This window comes from Vibrio sp. JPW-9-11-11, from assembly GCF_013369335.1.
Taxonomy (GTDB): Bacteria; Pseudomonadota; Gammaproteobacteria; order Enterobacterales; family Vibrionaceae; genus Vibrio.
Genome location: NZ_SZQJ01000002.1, coordinates 49,814 through 68,096, shown reverse-complemented (window position 1 = coordinate 68,096; position 18,283 = coordinate 49,814). Strand labels below are relative to the sequence as shown.

Genomic DNA, 18,283 nt, shown 5'->3' with positions numbered 1-18,283 from the left:
TTTTCACCGTCTTTTTCATAACTTAGCACTCGCTATGCAGAAACATTAATGCCCAGCAAATCGCTGGGCATTGGAAGTCTCAGTCATAGTAGCCGGAGTGCAGTCGGCCTACTTTTTACCAGAATGTATCGCGTTTTTTCGCTCGGGCGATAATGTTTTGTGGCATACGTCGTTCAAGCCCTTGACGCAAAACACTAATACGTTTGTGCGTTCGTTGATCTGCGGTGACAGAGTTGTACAACCAACGGTAGGCATCTTCATAGTCGAGTGGACTGCCGTAATCGCGCAGCAGTAGCTCCGCAAGGTGAATACGAGCGTTGAGGTTCCCCATCGCGGCCGCCTCACGCAGGTAAGGGATCGCTCGTTCTTTATCTTGCTGCACCAAAGTACCGCGTGAATAGTAACGACCAATTTGCTCCAACGCAGCAGGTAAGCCCTGATGAGCGGCGTTTTCCATGTAGTAGAGACCCAGCTCTACATCTTGATCAACACACACACCCCAAGCGAGCATATCGCCATACAAAAACTCGTAAGCGGGCAAGCTAATACGGGTAGCTCGGGCAACAATATCTTCGACCAACTGACAATTATCGGCTTTTACTTGTTCAAGGTGTTGATTGTTGTTTATCAGTTTAATTAGTTCGGCTTCGGTATATATGGGTACAGGCTCACCAATTTCAGACAAGGTGTTTGCCTGCACCACTGAGGCACTCAATGCCAGCACCATCGAAGCAGCTAATTGTCTTAGCTTCATGTTCTGCACTCTTAACTTCGACTAAAGAACGCTCGTTACCTATCGTAATATGAGTTTGACACGTCAATCTCTCGACCAGTAGTGAGTCGTATCCTGATTTGCCACAAAAGCGGCAAGCTTGATACTAGTATCGGCAATCGCTGCTAACTCTTTAATCAAAATTGCCGCCACATGGCAAATTGTTGCCATAACAACATGAGATTTCAAGAAAAATGACCATAAAAAAACCAGTGCCTAAGCACTGGTTTTCAGATTATGGTTAACTATCAGTCATTAAGACTCAAATGGATGAACCTTGATGATAGTTTCATTACGGTCTGGGCCTGTCGAGATAATATCGACTGGCACACCGGTCAACTCTTCAATACGCTTGATGTAGTCTAGCGCCGCTTTCGGTAGGGCATCTAATGACTTAGCACCGAAAGTATTTTCAGACCAGCCCGGCATAGTTTCATAGATTGGCGTCGCTTCTTCAAAGGCTTCTGCAGCCATTGGCGACACTTCAAGAATAGAGCCATCTTTCATTTTGTAGCCAGTACAAATTTTTAGCTCTTCGAGGCCATCAAGCACATCTAACTTAGTCAGACAGAAGCCAGAGATTGAGTTGATTTGAATTGCGCGACGCATCGCCACTGCATCAAACCAACCTGTACGACGTAGGCGACCTGTTGTTGCACCAAACTCGTGGCCAACCGTACCTAAGTGTTTACCAATTGGATCTTGCTTGTCTTGGCCGTCATAAAGTTCTGTTGGGAAAGGACCCGAACCAACACGTGTACAGTATGCTTTAGCGATACCTAGAATGTAACCGATATGACGAGGGCCGAAACCAGAGCCTGCAGCAACACCACCAGCGGTCGTATTAGAAGAAGTTACGTACGGGTAGGTACCGTGATCGATGTCCAGAAGTGTGCCTTGTGCACCTTCAAACATGATTTTGTCGCCACGTTTACGAGCAGCGTCTAGCTCATCAGTAACGTCAATCACCATAGAGGTAAGCAGCTCAGCATAGCCTTTCGCTTGCTCAAGTACTTCATCGTAGCTGACTGGTTCTGCTTTGTAGAAGTTGACTAATTGGAAGTTATGGAACTCCATGACTTCTTTAAGCTTCTCAGCGAACGTGTCCATATCGAATAAGTCACCGACGCGTAGACCGCGACGAGCCACTTTATCTTCGTATGCTGGACCGATACCGCGACCGGTAGTACCAATCGCTTTGTTGCCACGAGCGATTTCGCGCGCTTGGTCCATTGCGATATGGTAAGGAAGAATAAGAGGACAAGCTTCAGAAATGAAAAGACGCTCACGTACTGGGATACCGCGCTCTTCAAGAGGCTTCATTTCTTTGATTAGAGCTTCAGGTGAAAGTACTACACCGTTGCCGATAATACATTTGATGTTATCGCGCAGGATACCTGATGGAATTAAATGAAGAACGGTTTTTTCACCGTCAATGACTAGAGTGTGACCAGCGTTGTGACCGCCTTGGTAGCGAACCACGTACTTTGCATCTTCAGTTAAAAGGTCAACAATTTTACCTTTACCTTCGTCACCCCATTGGGTGCCTAGAACGACTACGTTATTTCCCATCTTTCCAGTTCTGATTGCTAGTTAAAAATGGATTCTAGCACTGAATCACACTCAGTGCAGTCATTTTTTAAGCACGGTCACACTACTCAATGCTAAATCATTGACCTAGCATAATAACGCGCTCATTTTTTCTACAATTATTCTTCTGCGTAGATTTTTACACTAAGTTGACCATCAATATCGATCGCAGCGCGATACATGCCGGAGCTGTTCATCGCAAAGTGAATATCACCCTGGGCATCGATGGCAATCAAACCGCCCTCGCCTCCCATCTGCTTAAGCTCACCTTGGATGACAGCGTCGCTGGCGGTATGCACATCTTGATTTAAATAGCGCATACGTGCGGCCACATCCCCGGCCACGGTTTTGCGAATGAAGAACTCCCCCATGCCGGTTGTCGAGACCGCCACATTACCATTTTCAGCAAAGGTTCCCGCGCCAATAATCGAGGAATCGCCTACACGACCATACTTTTTATTGGTCACTCCTCCGGTACTGGTTGCGGCGGCCAAATTTCCATTTTGGTCTAGTGCAACCGCGCCGACCGTGCCGTATTTTTTATCATCAGGATATTTCGACTCTGACAGAGCAAACAAGCCTTTCTCTTTCATCGATTGTAACTGCTCATAGCGGCGCTCAGTGAAGAAGTAGTCTTGCTCGGTAAAGGCGTACCCGTTAGCAAAGGCAAACTCCTCTGCCCCTTCGCCGATCAGCAATACGTGATCACTGTTATTCATCACATCTCGAGCCAGCTCTATCGGGTTTTTAATATGACGAACGCCCGCAATGGCTCCCGCATTGAGTTCTCTTCCATGCATCACTGAGGCGTCCATTTCAACCATCTCTTTATTGGTGAGAACAGAGCCTTTTCCGGCATTGAAATTGGGTGAATCTTCCAACACTTTCACCGCCGCGACAACGGCATCTAACGCATCGCCACCTTGCGCCAAAACCTGATGACCACTACGCACCGATTGCTCCAGATCATGTAAGATGGATGCTTTCAGCTCTTTACTCATCTGCTGACGCAAAATAGTTCCAGCTCCACCATGAATAGCAATCGCAAAAGGTTGGGTCATTGGGGCACGCTCCGATTTAAGGCAAGGGTCCAACTAATAACAAAAAAGGCGCGACTCGTATAGCGAGCAGCGCCTTTAACTATCAGTTTTTGAGACTAAAGATTAGTGAGAACCGCAGCTACCGCCACCGCAGCAGCCATCTTTTTTCTCTTCACCGTGATCATGACCTTCGCCACCACAACAGCCACCTTCGTGGTCATGGTCGTGACCACAGCCACCAGCTTGGTGTACATGACCGTGTTCGATCTCTTCTGCTGTTGCTTCGCGCAGAGCGACAACTTCAACATCAAACGTCAAAGTTTGACCCGCTAGCATGTGGTTACCATCAACCACTACTTCGTCACCATCCACTTCGGTGACTTCAACAGGGATTGGGCCCTGGTCAGTATCCGCTAGGAAACGCATACCAACTTCGATTTGGTCAACACCTTGGAAAACGTCTGCAGGAACGCGTTGTACTAGTGCGTCGTTGTGGTCACCGTAAGCTTCTTCTGGAGAAACGGTAACAGAGAACTTAGCGCCCGCTTCCTTACCTTCAAGTGCCGTTTCAAGACCCGTAATGAGGTTGTTGTTGCCATGTAGATAATCTAATGGCGCTTCCGCTGTAGATTGATCAACAACGACACCATCTTCGAGTTTAACTTGGTAGGCCAGGCTGACAACTACGTTCTTTTCGATTTTCATATTAACTCCAAGGAGGATAAAAGACCGGAGTGTCACTCTGGTCTGCAAATTTACGACTCCGCCTATTATGGGGATGATTTATAGAAACACAATCAATCGGGTTTAAAAATCCCAATCATCTCTTGGCTGCTGTGTTCACTTTTTTCGACAGTTTGAGGTTTACGTTGATCGTGATGACCACATTCAACACACTCAACCAGTTCGATATTGTTCTCAATCCACCAGCGTAAGGTATCTTGCACACCGCATTTTGGGCAAGCGGCGCCAGCAATAAATCTTTTTTTCATGTGACTTCTCAGTTATTGGTTTAATCCCAGAACTTCTTGGCTTGTTGATCGCTCTCTAATTCACGACCAAAAATCTCTTCCAGTTCTTTACGGGCTTCCTTGGCTCTTAAGGCCAATTGTTTATCATCATTATGCTGAGGAAGTAACTCTTTCAGCATCGCATTATCCAGTTTTCTAAAATGCGCTTCGGCGCGTTTGGCTTGATAAGGGTGCATACCTAAGCTGACTAATGCCTGACGACCCAGATCGAGCGCCCCTAAGAAGGTTTCACGCGAATAGCTGTCGACACCGTGACTCAACAGCTGGTAGGCCTCAACACGACTGCGCGCACGCGCCAATAGTTTTAGGTTTGGGAAGTGGGTTTGGCAGAGCTCAACAATTTGCATGATTTCGTCCGGCGAGTCGGTGCAAATGATCATTGCTTCAGCTTTATCCGCGCCCGCAGCGCGCAACAAGTCGAGTTGGGTGGCGTCGCCATAAAACACCTTATAGCCATATTTACGCAGCAACTTTATTTGGCTGGCGTCACTCTCAAGTACGGTCACTTTGATTTTGTTGGCGTACATCAGACGGCCGATGATTTGGCCGAAACGACCGAAACCCGCGATGATCACACGCGGCTGCTTATTGATAACGTCGCTTTTCAGTAGTTCTTGGGTCTCACTGTTCAAACGCCTTGCGTACCATTTGCTTTGCACCATCAACAATAACGGGGTGGTCACCATAGACAAACTGACCACCACTAGCAGAAAAGCGGTTTGTTGTTGATTAAGCAAACCTTCACTGCTGGCGGCGGTAAAGATCACAAACGCAAACTCGCCCCCTTGGCTTAAAATCGCCGCCATCTTACTGCGCGATTTGGCATGACTGCCGGCCAAGCGTGCCAATAAATAGAGGATAAAGCCTTTCACCACCACTAAGACAACCACAGCAGACAGTACCGCCAATGGCTTTAGAGCCAGCAAGCCTAAGTTAACCGCCATGCCTACTGCGATAAAAAATAGCCCAAGCAACAACCCTTTAAACGGCTCGATGGCAATTTCTAACTCGTGGCGATACTCACTTTCCGCCAGGATCACGCCAGCGAGAAACGTACCCAGCGCCATCGAGAGGCCGATCTGCTTCATCACTAAAGCGATACCAATCACTAACAGCAGCGCGGCGACTGTAAAGAGTTCACGTACGCCGCTGAGTACCACATAACGAAACAGAGGCCGCAGCAAAAAATGGCCACCGACCAACAACCCGGCCACACCCGCTAACATCCATAGCGCGTCGAGCCAATCGCCTGCCGTATTGCCAGCCAGAATCGGTAATACCGCCAGCATAGGTATCACGGCAATGTCCTGGAACAGCAACACAGCAAAACCCGACTGGCCCGTTTCACTCCCCGCCAATCCTTGCTCATCGATCACGCGCAGCGCAATCGCAGTGGAAGAGAGCGCCAACCCCATGCCAATCACCACGCTGGTTTGCCACGAGGTGCCCACCAAGTAGGCGATACTGGCCAGAATCAAGGTCGTAATCACCACCTGAGCCCCACCCAGACCTAAGATAGGGCCTTTCATTTGCAATAGCTTTTTCGGATTCAACTCTAGCCCGATTAAAAACAGCAGCAGCACCACGCCAAATTCGGCAAAATGGAGAATCGCTTCCACATCACTGATAAGCCCCAGTCCCCATGGGCCAATGGCCACCCCAGCCAGCAAGTATCCCAGTACCGAACCCAACCCTAAGCGCTGAGCTATGGGTACGGCGACCACGGCCGCGGTAAGAAAAATGACGCTACTTTGAAGAAAATCACTTTCCAATGCCATTGGCGGCTCCTTGCTCAGATTCAAAAACGGCTAATGGGTCAAGTAACCAATGGCGATAAGCCTCGGCGTGTTGGTAACGATCTGCCTCTGAGACATTCCGCGCCCAGTAGAGTACCAAAGGCTCTATCCAGTGCATTTGACACAGTGCGGCGGTCAGTTCAAATGGTTGTAGAATTTCGGCCAACGGATAGCGGTTGTAACCTGACTTACCAAACGCTTCTTCTTTACCACCCGTCGTGATCACACTGCGCCAATATTTCCCTTTTAGTGCTTCGCCTTTACCAAACGCAAAACCTTTACCCAACACTCGATCCAGCCACTCTTTGAGCAGCGCCGGGCAAGAATACATATAGAGCGGGTGGTGAAAAACAATCACGTCATGGGCATCGAGCAGCGCTTGCTCGGCAACCACGTCGATAAAGAAGTCAGGATAGTGGGCATAAAGGTCGTGTACGGTGACGTGATCAAGTGACTCAATTTTTTTGATCATGACTTGGTTGGCCACCGACGCTCGTGACTCTGGGTGAGCATAAAGCACCAACACTTTGGGTTTGTCTGCGGCTGTAGTCTCCATGAATTCGATTGCAATCCTTACATATCTGGGAGTTAGGGGGGAACAGTCGTTATCAGTTTGTTATACGTTGTTCGCTAGAATAACGCAATAATCGACATAGTCTGTCAACTACCCTACTATTCGACCCATTACGAGCAAAGATAAAGCAAATATTATGATTACCTTCTCTGGCATACAGCTACTGCGCGGCGGCAAACCTCTGCTTGACCAAGCGTCGGCAACCATTCAGCCAGGCGACAAAGTCGGCCTAGTGGGAAAAAACGGCTGCGGAAAATCGACCCTATTCGCCTTAATTAAAGATGAACTGTCTATCGACGCAGGACATTTTGCGAAACCGGCCCATTGGGAACTCGCTTGGGTTGCGCAAGAAACGCCCGCGCTCGAACGCAGCGCTATTGAGTATGTCATCGATGGCGATCGTGAGTACCGCCGCTTAGAAGCGGAACTGGTGACGGCGGAACAACAAGATAACGGCACCTTAGTGGCAGAGATCCACGGAAAAATTGAAACCATCGGTGGGTACAGCATTCGCGCTCGCGCAGCAGAGTTACTCGATGGCCTTGGTTTTAGCCAACAACAAATGAGCTGGAGCCTGACTCAATTCTCCGGTGGTTGGCGCATGCGCCTTAATTTGGCACAAGCGCTGTTGTGCCGGTCTGATTTGCTGCTGCTCGACGAACCAACCAACCACTTAGACTTAGACGCTGTGATGTGGCTAGAACGCTGGTTGCAAAATTACCCGGGGACCTTGGTATTGATCTCTCACGACCGAGATTTCCTCGACCCTATCGTCGGACGAATTATTCACGTCGAAAACCAATTGCTCAACGAATACACAGGTAACTACTCGTCGTTTGAAGACCAGCGCGCGCAAAAGCTTCTGCTACAACAAGCCATGTTCCAAAAACAACAAAAGCAGATGGCGCATATGCAAAGCTACATTGACCGTTTTCGCTATAAAGCCTCGAAAGCGCGCCAAGCTCAGAGCCGTATTAAAGCACTGGAACGAATGGAGAAAGTTCTGCCTGCCCAGTTCGACAACCCATTTAGTTTTGAGTTTCGTCAGCCAGCCGCCCTGCCTAACCCGATCATCATGATGGATGATGTCTCTGCTGGGTACGACGACAACCTAATTTTAGAGAAGATTCGTCTCAACCTAGTTCCGGGCAGTCGTATTGGCTTACTTGGTCGCAACGGTGCGGGTAAGTCGACTTTGATCAAGTTGCTCTCACGCGATCTTAAGGCCCAAGGTGGCGACCTCACTTATTCCCAAGGCGTTAAGATTGGCTACTTTGCCCAGCATCAATTAGAAACTTTGCATCCAGAAGAGACGCCACTGCAACACATGATGCAAATCGCACCGGACAAAAACGAACTCGAACTGCGTAACTATTTGGGTAGTTTTGGTTTCCAAGGTGAGAAAGCGCTGGAAAAAGTGGCGCCCTTCTCCGGTGGCGAGAAAGCACGTCTTGTATTGGCGTTGCTGGTATGGCAAAAGCCGAACCTGTTGTTGCTTGACGAACCCACCAACCACCTTGATCTCGATATGCGTCAGGCGCTCACTCTGGCGCTACAGACCTTCGAGGGAGCGATGGTGATTGTCTCGCACGACCGCTACCTACTGCGCGCGACCACTGATGATCTGTACTTGGTTCACGATCGACAGGTCGCGCCTTTCGATGGCGACCTAAGCGATTACTATAAGTGGCTCACCGAGCAACAAAAACAGGAAAGACGCGAGGCGCAAGAGCAGCAGCCTGAAAAAAATTCGCTCAATAGTGCCGCTGCGAAAAAAGAGCAAAAACGTCGTGAAGCAGAGTTTCGTAAGCAAACCGCGCCAATTCGCAAAAACCTGACAAAACTCGAAGAGAAAATGGATAAGTTAGGCGTCGCGCTAGAGCAAGCCGAACAGCAACTGTCAGACAACTCGCTTTATCAAGCCGAAAATAAAGCTAAACTTAACGAAGTACTCGCCGTTCAAGCCAACAGTAAAAGTGCGCTTGAAGAGGTAGAGATGGAATGGATGGCTGTACAAGAGCAGCTAGAACAGATGGAACTGGAGTTCAATAGTCAATGAGTTCAGAGCACGCCAAACTCTCTTTAACCCTCGAGCACTTATGGCAATTTAGCTTGCAATATTATAGTGTTCGGGAGGTCAAAGAGGCGTGCCTAGCCCTGCAAAACCAATTCAAAGGCAATGTGAATCTGCTGCTGCTGCTCAAATGGTTAGATGAGCAGCAGGTCTGTTTTTCAGAACAAGATTGGCATCAGGTCGAAGAGTGCCTAGGTCGCAGCGAAGCGCTATTACTGAACTATCGCGAACTGAGGCGCAAACTAAAATTTCACCTGCCAGACACTCTCTATCGTGAATCACTCCAGTTTGAACTGCAGCTCGAAAAGCAGCAACAGTCGGATTTGGTCGACTGCATCAATAATATTTCGTTAGCCCCCAATCATGGCGAACCACTCACCCTGCGCTACTGCCGTCAACTGGGTGGAGAGCCCCTGTATTCCGTGTTCTCCCAGCCGTACGACAACATCGCCAACCATTAGGGACAAGCCATGACTCAATTTATCGCGGCAACCGGTTTAGCCAATCCGCACTTGCAGACATTAGCCCCGCGTTTGATTCGTAAAAAAGCGCTCTTTGAGCCCGTGTGGCAAACTCTAGATACCCCAGATGGTGACTTTCTCGATATTGCTTGGAGTGAGCCTTACGACCAACCCAGCGCGCAAAACAAGCCTCTGTTTGTCCTGTTTCATGGCCTCGAAGGCTGTTTTTATAGCCCGTATGCCAATGGGTTGATGCACGCCTTTGCCAACCAAGGCTGGTTATCTGTCATCATGCACTTTCGTGGTTGCAGCGGTAAACCCAACAAGCTGGCGCGCGCTTACCACTCAGGTGAAATCGAAGACGCTCGCTTGTTTCTCAAACACCTCAATCAGCACTTCCCCAACCAAAAAAAGGTCGCAGTTGGCATTTCGCTAGGCGGCAACATGCTGGCTAACTACTTAGCCCAATACAGCAACGATCCTTTGCTCGATGCCGCCACCATTGTCTCTGCGCCGCTAGACCTTTCTGCTTGTTCAGAACGGATCGAGAAAGGCTTTTCCAAGCTATACAAAAGCTACTTACTCTCTTCTCTCAAAAAAAGTGCTTTGCAAAAACACCATCTACTCAAAGGCGAACTGGGTGTCAGCTATCAACATATTAAGCGAGTCACTCGCTTGTACGATTTTGATGACCTCATCACCGCCCCACTGCATGGATTTAAAGATGCGGCAGATTACTATCAGCGCTGCTCGGGGATCCATCGCCTAAAAGAGATTCGACTGCCGACTCAGATCATCCACGCTAAAGACGATCCCTTTATGACCGACGCGGTGATCCCTAAATATATCCTGCCCGATAACATCGATTATCGACTTTTTGATCAAGGTGGTCATGTGGGCTTTGTTACCGGTAGCGCACTCAAACCGCGCTTTTGGCTAGAAGAGAGTCTCCCTGCCTACTATGAAAGTTTGGCGGTTTCGGCATAATAGCCGCACTGCACTATCGAGCATAAAATGACGAGGTATTTATGATCGTTCCATGGCAACAAATCGACCCAGAAACCTTAGACAACCTTATTCGAGAATTTGTACTTCGAGAGGGCACTGACTACGGCGACAAAGAGATCTCATTGCAAGAAAAGGTTGACCAAATCAAGCCTCAACTTGAGTCAGGCGAGGCCGTCGTGGTCTACTCTGAACTGCATGAGAGTGTTGATATTCAGATGAGAAACAAGTTCTGAGCATTTAACGCACGTCATACAGTGACTCGCAGAAAAAGCGTGTTATAGTGGTCAGCGTTTACAGGAAAGTTATTCACAGACAAGGTTTGTCATGTCAGCAAAACACCCTATTATCGCGGTGACGGGTTCATCTGGCGCCGGGACGACAACGACTTCAGAAGCGTTTCGTAAGATGTTCAATATGATGAACATCAAACCCGCTTGGGTTGAAGGCGACAGCTTCCACCGTTTCACCCGCCCAGAAATGGACGTCGAAATTCGCAAAGCCCGTGAGCAAGGCCGCCATATCAGTTACTTTGGTCCTCAAGCCAATGATTTTGGTGCACTGGCTGAGTTTTTCCGCAAGTACGGACAAGAAGGCATCGGCCAAGTTCGTCGCTATCTACATACTTTCGATGAAGCCGTGCCTTACAACCAAATGCCGGGTACGTTTACGCCGTGGCAAGACCTGCCGGAAAACTCCGACGTGATGTTTTATGAAGGGTTGCACGGTGGTGTGGTCGATGGCGATGTCAATGTCGCACAGCACGTAGACTTCCTGATAGGCATGGTCCCTATCGTTAACTTAGAGTGGATTCAAAAATTCGTTCGAGACACCCGCGATCGCGGCCACTCGCGCGAAGCGGTAATGGACTCGATTGTTCGTTCGATGGATGACTACCTCAACTACATCACGCCGCAGTTTTCGCGCACGCATATTAACTTTCAACGCGTACCAACCGTCGATACCTCTAACCCACTCAACGCCAAAGGCATCCCGAGTTTAGACGAAAGTTTCGTCGTCATTCGCCTACGTGGGATAAAGAATGTCGACTTCCCTTATTTACTCGCCATGATTGACGGCTCTTTTATGTCACGTCACAACACCCTAGTGGTACCGGGCGGGAAAATGAGCTTTGCGATGGAATTGATTGTCAGGCCAATCCTGCAGCAATTGATTGAAACTGGAAAAATTGGCTAGGGCTCACAGCCAAAACACGATTACTTTTCATACCGTGATCATGTGCACATTTTTGCTTACTAAAACCCTATTCGGACCCGATTAAAATCAAGAAATCGTTTTCGAAAAAGGATACTATTTGATACCGAAACACAAGTTGGCTTGCAGCATTGATAAAGTGCTCTTATCCTAGTAAGTCTTGATTTAAGGCTTGCTACAACATGGAAAGCAGCAAGCGTACCCTGCAGAGGAAGTGAGATATTATGGTTCTAGGTAAACCTCAAACCGACCCTACATTAGAGTGGTTCCTTTCACATTGTCATATTCATAAGTACCCTTCAAAAAGCACGCTAATTCACGCGGGCGAAAAGGCGGAAACTTTGTACTACATCGTTAAAGGTTCTGTAGCGGTTCTTATCAAAGACGAAGAAGGTAAGGAGATGATCCTTTCTTACCTAAACCAAGGCGACTTTATCGGTGAACTTGGCTTATTCGAAGAAGATCAAGAACGTACCGCTTGGGTTCGTGCAAAATCTCCTTGTGAAGTAGCGGAAATCTCATTCAAGAAGTTCCGTCAACTGATCCAAGTGAACCCAGATATCCTAATGCGCCTTTCCGCGCAAATGGCAAGCCGCCTACAAGTGACTAGCCAAAAAGTGGGTGACCTTGCCTTCCTTGACGTGACAGGCCGCATCGCACAAACGCTACTTAACTTAGCGAAGCAACCCGATGCAATGACGCACCCAGACGGCATGCAAATTAAGATCACCCGTCAAGAAATCGGCCAAATCGTTGGCTGTTCTCGTGAGACTGTGGGTCGTATCTTGAAGATGCTAGAAGAGCAAAACCTGATCTCTGCTCACGGTAAAACCATCGTGGTCTACGGTACTCGTTAATTTCGTTTAACGTATGAATATTGAAAGCCACCCATGGAAACATGGGTGGCTTTTTCTTTTCATTCCCGAAGCAGGTTAGCCGTTGGTACTCTCGAAAATCTTGTCTGCGGATGCCGCAACAAACCCTGGATACAACTCGCCGTTTTCCATCGGGTATCGCTTAGCAAACTCGTAAAAACCGCCAGGAATCATTTCACTGCCTTCGCTAAACTGCACCGCGACTTTATCCGCCATAGTCGACGACTGCTCGAGTAACACTTCGGGCGTGCCTTTTACTTCACCACCAAACTCGTTAATAGTAAATCCGGCGTCACGAAGATGGTCATTCACCCCTTTCACTTCATCAAACGCATTAAGCTGGTTAACGCTCACGGTAAAGTGGTTGGCTCCGTAGCCATGCGCAGCTAACCAAGCCGCGTACTCGCTCTCTTTAGCAAGCGTTTGAAAATCCGCGTAACTCAGATCCCACAAACGTCCACCGTATAAGAACTCATGACCTTTTAGCTTATCGGTGTCTACTTGCTCTACTAGCTTGGCAACGATCGCTTGTAAATCACTAGAGCACTCATCCACTTTCAGCTCACTGATGAAGACTTTTGGCTGTTTCGGATCTGGGTGCTCGTAGTGCTTAGCGACCAATTTTTTACTTTCAAAAACATAATCGCCACATGGCTTGTAGCCCGCATCTAGAAAAGGCTGAGCTAAGGTTGCGATACCAAGCGGGGCAACATTGAATGTGCGTAGGGCAATGTGGTCATTAATGAGCGCGTCATCCTCTTGCAGCAATTGATGCACTTTTTCAGCAGAGGGACACAAGCGTTGAATATAGTCACTCCATAACGACTGGAATAAAACATCTGGCGACATACCGCCTCCTTGTTGGGGTTGTTTACGTTATATAGTTGTTTGAGTTATAAAAAAGGCTACCGGACCGACGTGTCCAGAAAAGTCAATCCGATAGCCTTCAGCCTGTGACGTTGCTATGCCCCCAGCTCGGGGGCAAAAAAGGGAACTTATTCTATTATTTTTTTAGAGTTCAACACCCGGGCTCAAGCTAGCGGGTAGCTCAGTGGCTTCGCCTTCCATTGAGGCCATTGGGTAAGCACAATAATCGGCGGCGTAAAACGCGCTCGGACGTAAATTGCCCGACGCCCCAGGCCCACCAAATGGCGCATCACCACTGGCTCCGGTTAACTGGCGGTTGCGATTGACGATGCCTGCGCGAATGTGGTCGACAAAGTACTCCCACTCGCTGTCATCGGTTGAAACTAAGCCCGCCGACAAGCCAAACCGCGTGTCGTTGGCCAGTTCAACGGCTTGCTCCAAACCTTGGTAGCGAACCACTTGCAATAGTGGGCCAAAGTATTCTTCGTCTGGTAGCGCTTCAATCGCGGTGACATCAATGATGCCCGGCGTGACGAATGCGGCTTCACCCGCTTTCGCTTCAACTAGGCTGTTACCACCAAGCTGTTGCAAGTTTGCTTGCGCTGCCAAAATAAAGTCGGCGGCGGCTTTCGAGATCTGTGGGCCCATAAACGGAGCTGGCTCGGCAAATGGCTGGTCGACACGAATCTTATTGGTCGCTTCAACCAATTTGTTGACCAACAGGTCACCTTTTTCACCGATAGGCACATACAGGCGACGCGCACAAGTACAGCGTTGCCCCGCACTGATAAAGGCCGACTGAATAATGGTATAAACCGTCGCATCGACATCACCATAGTGATCAGAAATCACCATAGGGTTGTTGCCGCCCATTTCTAGAGCGAGCATTTTGCCTGGTTGTCCTGCAAACTGACGGTGAAGAATATGACCTGTGTTGGCGCTGCCCGTGAATAGCACACCATCAATACCTTTAGACTCAGCTAGGGCGATGCCGGTTTCTTTAGCGCCTTGCACCAAGTTGATCACGCCTTTTGGCAAGCCCGCTTTTTCCCACAACTTCATCGCAAACTCACCCGTTAGCGGGGTTTGCTCTGAAGGTTTGAATACCACAGTGTTACCGGCGAGCAGCGCAGGCACGATATGACCATTTGGCAAGTGCCCCGGGAAGTTATACGGGCCAAATACCGCCATCACACCCAGCGGTCGATGGCGCAATACAATCTGATTGCCCGCCGCTTCGCGTTGTGTCTCACCGGTACGTTGATGATAGGCACGAATAGAAATCGCAATCTTGCCCGCCATCGCCGCGGCCTCAGTGCGCGTTTCCCAAATCGGCTTACCGGTTTCTTTAGCAATGATTTCAGCTATTTGCTCACTGTGCTGTTTGACCTGTTCGGCAAATGCCAGCACCACGGCTTCACGTTCGGCAAAGCTGAGTTTTTTCCAACCGACGAAGGCGTGGCGTGCCGCCGTTACAGCTTGTTCCACTTGATCTGGCGTTGCACTCACGCCTTGCCAAATCACCTCGTTGTTGTATGGGCTCGTCGAGTCCATCGGCTCGCCTTCTCCTGCGAGCCACTCTCCTGCAATCCAATGTGTCATGACTAATATCCTTTATTTACTGAGGCAACATACGCACAAACTCACCCTCTTTCACCTGCAGCGCTTCAGCGACCGTTGGTGAGAGGATCACAGAGTCCGTTTCTTTGTCGTACGCCGCTTTCGCTGCGGTTGCGCGGAAGTGTTCAAATGAGGTATTCGCAATCAGGAAATCTTGCGAGCTTGAGTGTTCGGCAACCGTCACCTTGGCGCGAATTGAGTGGCGTACCGACTCAATATTGCGAAGATCACATTCAACCGTCGGGCCTGCATCAAAAATGTCGACGTAGTTGCGGCAAGTAAAGCCCTCTTTTTCTAGTAGTCTCAGTGCGGGCTTAGTGTTTTCGTGCACTTTACCGATCACTTCTTGTGCTTCTTTGCTCAATAAGTTGATATAAATCGGCAGTTTTGGCATCAGATCTGCGATAAAGCCTTTAGCCCCAATACCAGTCAGATAATCGGCCATGGTGAAGTCAATCGAGAAAAAGTGTTCTTGCAGCCACTGCCAAAACGGCGAGTTGCCGTCGTCATCTGAAACACCGCGCATTTCAGCAAAAATGGTTTTCGAGAAACGGTGCGGGTGCTCGGCCATCATCAAAAATCGACATTTCGACATCAAGCGTCCATTCAATCCTTGACGGAAACTCGGACGTAGAAACAGAGTACAAATCTCACTACAACCGGTGTAGTTGTTACCAAAAGTCAGAAGTTTAACCGTATTATTAACGCCCAGTTTGCGTGATGAATGAACCACGGTACTAATATGGTAGGAGTAAAAAGGCACATCCCACCCGATTGACGCTTCAATACCCGTACAGCCTGCCACTTCGCCGGTTTCATGGTCAAAACCGACCATCAAATAACCTTCGTCACCGGGTTCGGTCACTTTGGGTTTAGCAAAGCTGTACTCTGAATGGGTAATGCGATTGGTTAACAGTTCTTCGTTAACCGGTAGAGATGTGAATCCGTGACCCGACTCCACTGCGCAGGTATGCAGCGCGTCGTAATCCGACATTGCGATAGGGCGAACAACCAGCATCGATACTTCCCTCCTGATGCGGGATACCAATGCTACCAGTCCTCTATTCGTTGTTGCTACGCAATAACCCGAATAGAGGACCAGTAGCACTGGTATTGGGAGAGCTATGACAAAACAGCCCTCCGGTTTGTTGAATTATTATTTAACTAATGTCGCTAGTGCTTTATCTAGGCGATCGAGTCCTTGTTGAATTTCTTCTTCAGTGATAACCAGTGACGGAGTAAAACGCACCACGTTTGCCCCTGCCACCAACACCATCAAACCTTGTTTACCCGCCGCTACAAGTACGTCACGAGCACGGCCCTGCCACGCTTCGTTCATTGCGGCACCAAGCAATAGGCCTTTACCGCGAATTTCGGCAAAGATGTGGTATTTGTCGTTAAGCTTAGTTAACCCCTCACGGAATAGCGCTTCGCGCTTCGCCACACCGGCAAGCGTTTCAGGTTGGCTCACGACATCAACCACCGCTTCTGCTACTGCACAGGCCAGTGGGTTACCGCCATAAGTTGAGCCGTGAGTGCCGACTTTCATGTGCTGCGCGAGCTCAGTCGTGGTTAGCATCGCACCGATTGGAATACCACCACCGAGTGATTTTGCGGTACTTAAGATATCTGGCGTGACACCGAGACCTTGGTAAGCATAGAAATTACCTGTACGGCCATTACCGGTTTGAACTTCATCAAAGATCAGCAGTGCATTGTGCTTGTCACACAGCTCGCGTACGGTTTGAACAAACTCGTCGGTTGGTGAAATGATGCCGCCTTCGCCTTGCAAAGGTTCCATCATAATTGCACAAGTACGGTCTGAGATGTGCTCTCGCAACGCATCCACATCGTTGTAAGGCAAGTGAGTGACATCGCCTGGTTTAGGACCAAAGCCATCTGAATATGCCGCTTGCCCACCGACCGTGACGGTAAAGAATGTACGGCCGTGGAAGCCTTGAGTGAAGGCGATGATTTCTGACTTTTCTGGGCCAAATTTATCGGCCGCGTAACGACGAGCAAGCTTAAGTGCGGCTTCGTTCGCTTCTGCACCTGAGTTAGCAAAGAAGACTTTTTCAGCAAAGCTCACTTCGGTGAGTTTTTTCGCCAAGCGAAGAGCGGGCTCGTTGGTCATGACGTTACTAAGGTGCCAAAGCTTTTGCCCTTGTTCAGTCAATGCATTGACCATCGCTGGGTGACAATGACCTAGACAGCTCACGGCGATACCACCAGCAAAATCGATATATTCATTGCCTTGCTGGTCCCATACGCGAGAGCCCTCGCCTTTTACTGGGATCATTTCCATTGGGTTATAACAAGGCACCATCACCTCATCAAACAAACCGCGTTCTACTTTATTTTCTACAGTCATTGCACATTCCCTCTCGATACCGCATGCATAGCGAATATGGTGTCCTTACTTCGATTCAATGAAATAAGATATTGTTTTGCCATTAAGCAATCACGGCATTGTATTTACATTTAATTAACCATTTCAATAGTGATTTATTCTTTTTAGTTACCCGTTCGGAGGGCAACACTCACCATCTATGAGTATTTATGCATCACGCCATCACTTTTATGAAGCAATATATTCTTATAGCAAAGATAAGCTTAGGTTAATCATAGTCTCAATAAGGGCTGGAGCGTAGGCGCGACAAACTGCTCGCATAGTTTTTCACAGACTATTCAAGTGGGGAATTATGAAAGAAATGTTAAGAAAGGTGATCTTAGTCAGGCTTTAGCATGGCGAAAAAACCTGACTAAAATGTTTAAAGTGGTTGGCGCGCGATAAAATTAGCAAGGATCTGGTGCCCTTGCTCTGTTTTAATCGACTCGGGATGAAACTGCACCGCATCAATCGGCAGAGTTTTGTGTTGGTAGCCCATGATCTCGTCCATTGAGCCATCCTCTCGCTCCGTCCAAGCCGTGAGTTCAAAGCAGTCAGGCAAAGTGCCATTTTTGACCACCAGAGAATGGTAGCGCGTCACGGTAAGAGGATTGTTCAAGCCAGCAAACACACTGCGGTTATTGTGGCGGATCGGAGAAGTTTTACCGTGCATTACCTGCCGAGCGCGCACCACCTTTCCACCAAACACTTGCGCAATCGCCTGATGCCCTAAGCACACCCCTAAAATCGGCAACTTGCCAGCAAAGTGCTCTATCGCCACCAGCGAAATGCCTGCTTCATTCGGCGTACACGGCCCAGGTGAGATAACCAAATGGCTCGGCTTCAGCGCCTCAATCCCTGCGATATCAATCTCATCGTTACGCACCACTTTCACTTCAGCCCCTAACTCGCAAAAATATTGGTAGAGGTTGTAAGTGAACGAGTCGTAATTATCGATAATTAACAGCATTGGC

General features: G+C 48.7%; 18 protein-coding genes. 6 read left to right on the top strand and 12 right to left on the bottom strand.

The window, feature by feature from the left end:
• Nucleotides 1-115: 115 nt before the first annotated feature.
• The 7 genes from motX to kefG all read right to left on the bottom strand — a co-directional run bounded on the left by motX (nucleotide 116) and on the right by kefG (nucleotide 6,785).
• Nucleotides 116-754 (bottom strand): flagellar protein MotX, encoded by a 639-nt coding sequence (motX, locus tag FCU94_RS01230; protein WP_176286767.1) that lies wholly within the window; start codon nucleotides 752-754, stop codon nucleotides 116-118.
• A 273-nt stretch (nucleotides 755-1,027) separates the two neighbouring features.
• Nucleotides 1,028-2,344, bottom strand: coding sequence for an adenylosuccinate synthase (locus tag FCU94_RS01225; RefSeq protein WP_176286766.1), 1,317 nt, complete (start codon nucleotides 2,342-2,344; stop codon nucleotides 1,028-1,030).
• A gap of 137 nt (nucleotides 2,345-2,481) precedes the next feature.
• Entirely contained in the window at nucleotides 2,482-3,423 is a 942-nt protein-coding gene (locus tag FCU94_RS01220; protein WP_176286765.1) for an isoaspartyl peptidase/L-asparaginase family protein, read from the bottom strand.
• Between the two features lie 102 nt (nucleotides 3,424-3,525).
• Nucleotides 3,526-4,107 carry a peptidylprolyl isomerase gene (gene slyD, locus FCU94_RS01215; protein ID WP_176286764.1) on the bottom strand — a complete coding sequence of 194 codons (582 nt, stop codon included), beginning with the start codon at nucleotides 4,105-4,107 and terminating at the stop codon, nucleotides 3,526-3,528.
• A 92-nt stretch (nucleotides 4,108-4,199) separates the two neighbouring features.
• Entirely contained in the window at nucleotides 4,200-4,394 is a 195-nt protein-coding gene (locus FCU94_RS01210; protein WP_176286763.1) for a YheV family putative zinc ribbon protein, read from the bottom strand.
• 20 nt (nucleotides 4,395-4,414) lie between these two features.
• Nucleotides 4,415-6,211, bottom strand: coding sequence for a glutathione-regulated potassium-efflux system protein KefB (gene kefB, locus FCU94_RS01205; RefSeq protein WP_176286762.1), 1,797 nt, complete (start codon nucleotides 6,209-6,211; stop codon nucleotides 4,415-4,417).
• A complete protein-coding gene (gene kefG / locus FCU94_RS01200) occupies nucleotides 6,195-6,785 on the bottom strand; it encodes a glutathione-regulated potassium-efflux system ancillary protein KefG (protein WP_176286761.1) in 591 nt (196 codons plus the stop codon). The genes kefB and kefG overlap by 17 nt, the downstream gene beginning before the upstream one ends.
• A 154-nt stretch (nucleotides 6,786-6,939) precedes the next feature.
• On the opposite strand from kefG, the gene FCU94_RS01195 reads away from it, so the two are divergent.
• The 6 genes from FCU94_RS01195 to crp all read left to right on the top strand — a co-directional run bounded on the left by FCU94_RS01195 (nucleotide 6,940) and on the right by crp (nucleotide 12,415).
• Nucleotides 6,940-8,862, top strand: coding sequence for an ABC transporter ATP-binding protein (locus FCU94_RS01195; RefSeq protein WP_176286760.1), 1,923 nt, complete (start codon nucleotides 6,940-6,942; stop codon nucleotides 8,860-8,862).
• A complete protein-coding gene (locus tag FCU94_RS01190) occupies nucleotides 8,859-9,338 on the top strand; it encodes a TIGR02444 family protein (protein ID WP_176286759.1) in 480 nt (159 codons plus the stop codon). The genes FCU94_RS01195 and FCU94_RS01190 overlap by 4 nt, the downstream gene beginning before the upstream one ends.
• 9 nt (nucleotides 9,339-9,347) lie before the next feature.
• Entirely contained in the window at nucleotides 9,348-10,325 is a 978-nt protein-coding gene (locus FCU94_RS01185; protein WP_176286758.1) for a hydrolase, read from the top strand.
• 41 nt (nucleotides 10,326-10,366) lie between these two features.
• Nucleotides 10,367-10,579 carry a YheU family protein gene (locus FCU94_RS01180; RefSeq protein WP_176286757.1) on the top strand — a complete coding sequence of 71 codons (213 nt, stop codon included), beginning with the start codon at nucleotides 10,367-10,369 and terminating at the stop codon, nucleotides 10,577-10,579.
• Between the two features lie 91 nt (nucleotides 10,580-10,670).
• Nucleotides 10,671-11,540 carry a phosphoribulokinase gene (locus tag FCU94_RS01175; RefSeq protein ID WP_176286756.1) on the top strand — a complete coding sequence of 290 codons (870 nt, stop codon included), beginning with the start codon at nucleotides 10,671-10,673 and terminating at the stop codon, nucleotides 11,538-11,540.
• Nucleotides 11,541-11,782: 242 nt separating this feature from the next.
• Nucleotides 11,783-12,415: a cAMP-activated global transcriptional regulator CRP gene (gene crp / locus FCU94_RS01170; protein WP_004410522.1), complete on the top strand. Its 633-nt coding sequence runs from the start codon at nucleotides 11,783-11,785 to the stop codon at nucleotides 12,413-12,415.
• Nucleotides 12,416-12,490: 75 nt separating this feature from the next.
• Here the strand turns inward: crp and FCU94_RS01165 are convergent, their stop codons facing one another.
• From FCU94_RS01165 to FCU94_RS01145, 5 genes are all read right to left on the bottom strand, one after another.
• The gene (locus FCU94_RS01165; protein ID WP_176286755.1) at nucleotides 12,491-13,282 is read right to left on the bottom strand and encodes a DUF1338 domain-containing protein; all 792 of its coding nucleotides are present in this window, start codon (nucleotides 13,280-13,282) and stop codon (nucleotides 12,491-12,493) included.
• A 162-nt stretch (nucleotides 13,283-13,444) separates the two neighbouring features.
• Nucleotides 13,445-14,902: a succinylglutamate-semialdehyde dehydrogenase gene (gene astD / locus FCU94_RS01160; protein WP_176286754.1), complete on the bottom strand. Its 1,458-nt coding sequence runs from the start codon at nucleotides 14,900-14,902 to the stop codon at nucleotides 13,445-13,447.
• Between the two features lie 16 nt (nucleotides 14,903-14,918).
• Nucleotides 14,919-15,938: an arginine N-succinyltransferase gene (gene astA / locus FCU94_RS01155; RefSeq protein ID WP_176286753.1), complete on the bottom strand. Its 1,020-nt coding sequence runs from the start codon at nucleotides 15,936-15,938 to the stop codon at nucleotides 14,919-14,921.
• A 138-nt stretch (nucleotides 15,939-16,076) separates the two neighbouring features.
• Entirely contained in the window at nucleotides 16,077-17,291 is a 1,215-nt protein-coding gene (locus FCU94_RS01150; protein ID WP_176286752.1) for an aspartate aminotransferase family protein, read from the bottom strand.
• Nucleotides 17,292-17,691: 400 nt separating this feature from the next.
• Nucleotides 17,692-18,279: an aminodeoxychorismate/anthranilate synthase component II gene (locus FCU94_RS01145; protein ID WP_176286751.1), complete on the bottom strand. Its 588-nt coding sequence runs from the start codon at nucleotides 18,277-18,279 to the stop codon at nucleotides 17,692-17,694.
• Nucleotides 18,280-18,283: the final 4 nt, after the last annotated feature.

What these genes read in the sequence shown, in the direction of transcription:
- motX (WP_176286767.1), bottom strand. Translation starts at nt 754, where the DNA reads ATGAAGCTAAGACAATTAGCTGCTTCGATGGTGCTGGCATTGAGTGCC.
- FCU94_RS01225 (WP_176286766.1), bottom strand. Translation starts at nt 2,344, where the DNA reads ATGGGAAATAACGTAGTCGTTCTAGGCACCCAATGGGGTGACGAAGGT.
- FCU94_RS01220 (WP_176286765.1), bottom strand. Translation starts at nt 3,423, where the DNA reads ATGACCCAACCTTTTGCGATTGCTATTCATGGTGGAGCTGGAACTATT.
- slyD (WP_176286764.1), bottom strand. Translation starts at nt 4,107, where the DNA reads ATGAAAATCGAAAAGAACGTAGTTGTCAGCCTGGCCTACCAAGTTAAA.
- FCU94_RS01210 (WP_176286763.1), bottom strand. Translation starts at nt 4,394, where the DNA reads ATGAAAAAAAGATTTATTGCTGGCGCCGCTTGCCCAAAATGCGGTGTG.
- kefB (WP_176286762.1), bottom strand. Translation starts at nt 6,211, where the DNA reads ATGGCATTGGAAAGTGATTTTCTTCAAAGTAGCGTCATTTTTCTTACC.
- kefG (WP_176286761.1), bottom strand. Translation starts at nt 6,785, where the DNA reads ATGGAGACTACAGCCGCAGACAAACCCAAAGTGTTGGTGCTTTATGCT.
- FCU94_RS01195 (WP_176286760.1), top strand. Translation starts at nt 6,940, where the DNA reads ATGATTACCTTCTCTGGCATACAGCTACTGCGCGGCGGCAAACCTCTG.
- FCU94_RS01190 (WP_176286759.1), top strand. Translation starts at nt 8,859, where the DNA reads ATGAGTTCAGAGCACGCCAAACTCTCTTTAACCCTCGAGCACTTATGG.
- FCU94_RS01185 (WP_176286758.1), top strand. Translation starts at nt 9,348, where the DNA reads ATGACTCAATTTATCGCGGCAACCGGTTTAGCCAATCCGCACTTGCAG.
- FCU94_RS01180 (WP_176286757.1), top strand. Translation starts at nt 10,367, where the DNA reads ATGATCGTTCCATGGCAACAAATCGACCCAGAAACCTTAGACAACCTT.
- FCU94_RS01175 (WP_176286756.1), top strand. Translation starts at nt 10,671, where the DNA reads ATGTCAGCAAAACACCCTATTATCGCGGTGACGGGTTCATCTGGCGCC.
- crp (WP_004410522.1), top strand. Translation starts at nt 11,783, where the DNA reads ATGGTTCTAGGTAAACCTCAAACCGACCCTACATTAGAGTGGTTCCTT.
- FCU94_RS01165 (WP_176286755.1), bottom strand. Translation starts at nt 13,282, where the DNA reads ATGTCGCCAGATGTTTTATTCCAGTCGTTATGGAGTGACTATATTCAA.
- astD (WP_176286754.1), bottom strand. Translation starts at nt 14,902, where the DNA reads ATGACACATTGGATTGCAGGAGAGTGGCTCGCAGGAGAAGGCGAGCCG.
- astA (WP_176286753.1), bottom strand. Translation starts at nt 15,938, where the DNA reads ATGCTGGTTGTTCGCCCTATCGCAATGTCGGATTACGACGCGCTGCAT.
- FCU94_RS01150 (WP_176286752.1), bottom strand. Translation starts at nt 17,291, where the DNA reads ATGACTGTAGAAAATAAAGTAGAACGCGGTTTGTTTGATGAGGTGATG.
- FCU94_RS01145 (WP_176286751.1), bottom strand. Translation starts at nt 18,279, where the DNA reads ATGCTGTTAATTATCGATAATTACGACTCGTTCACTTACAACCTCTAC.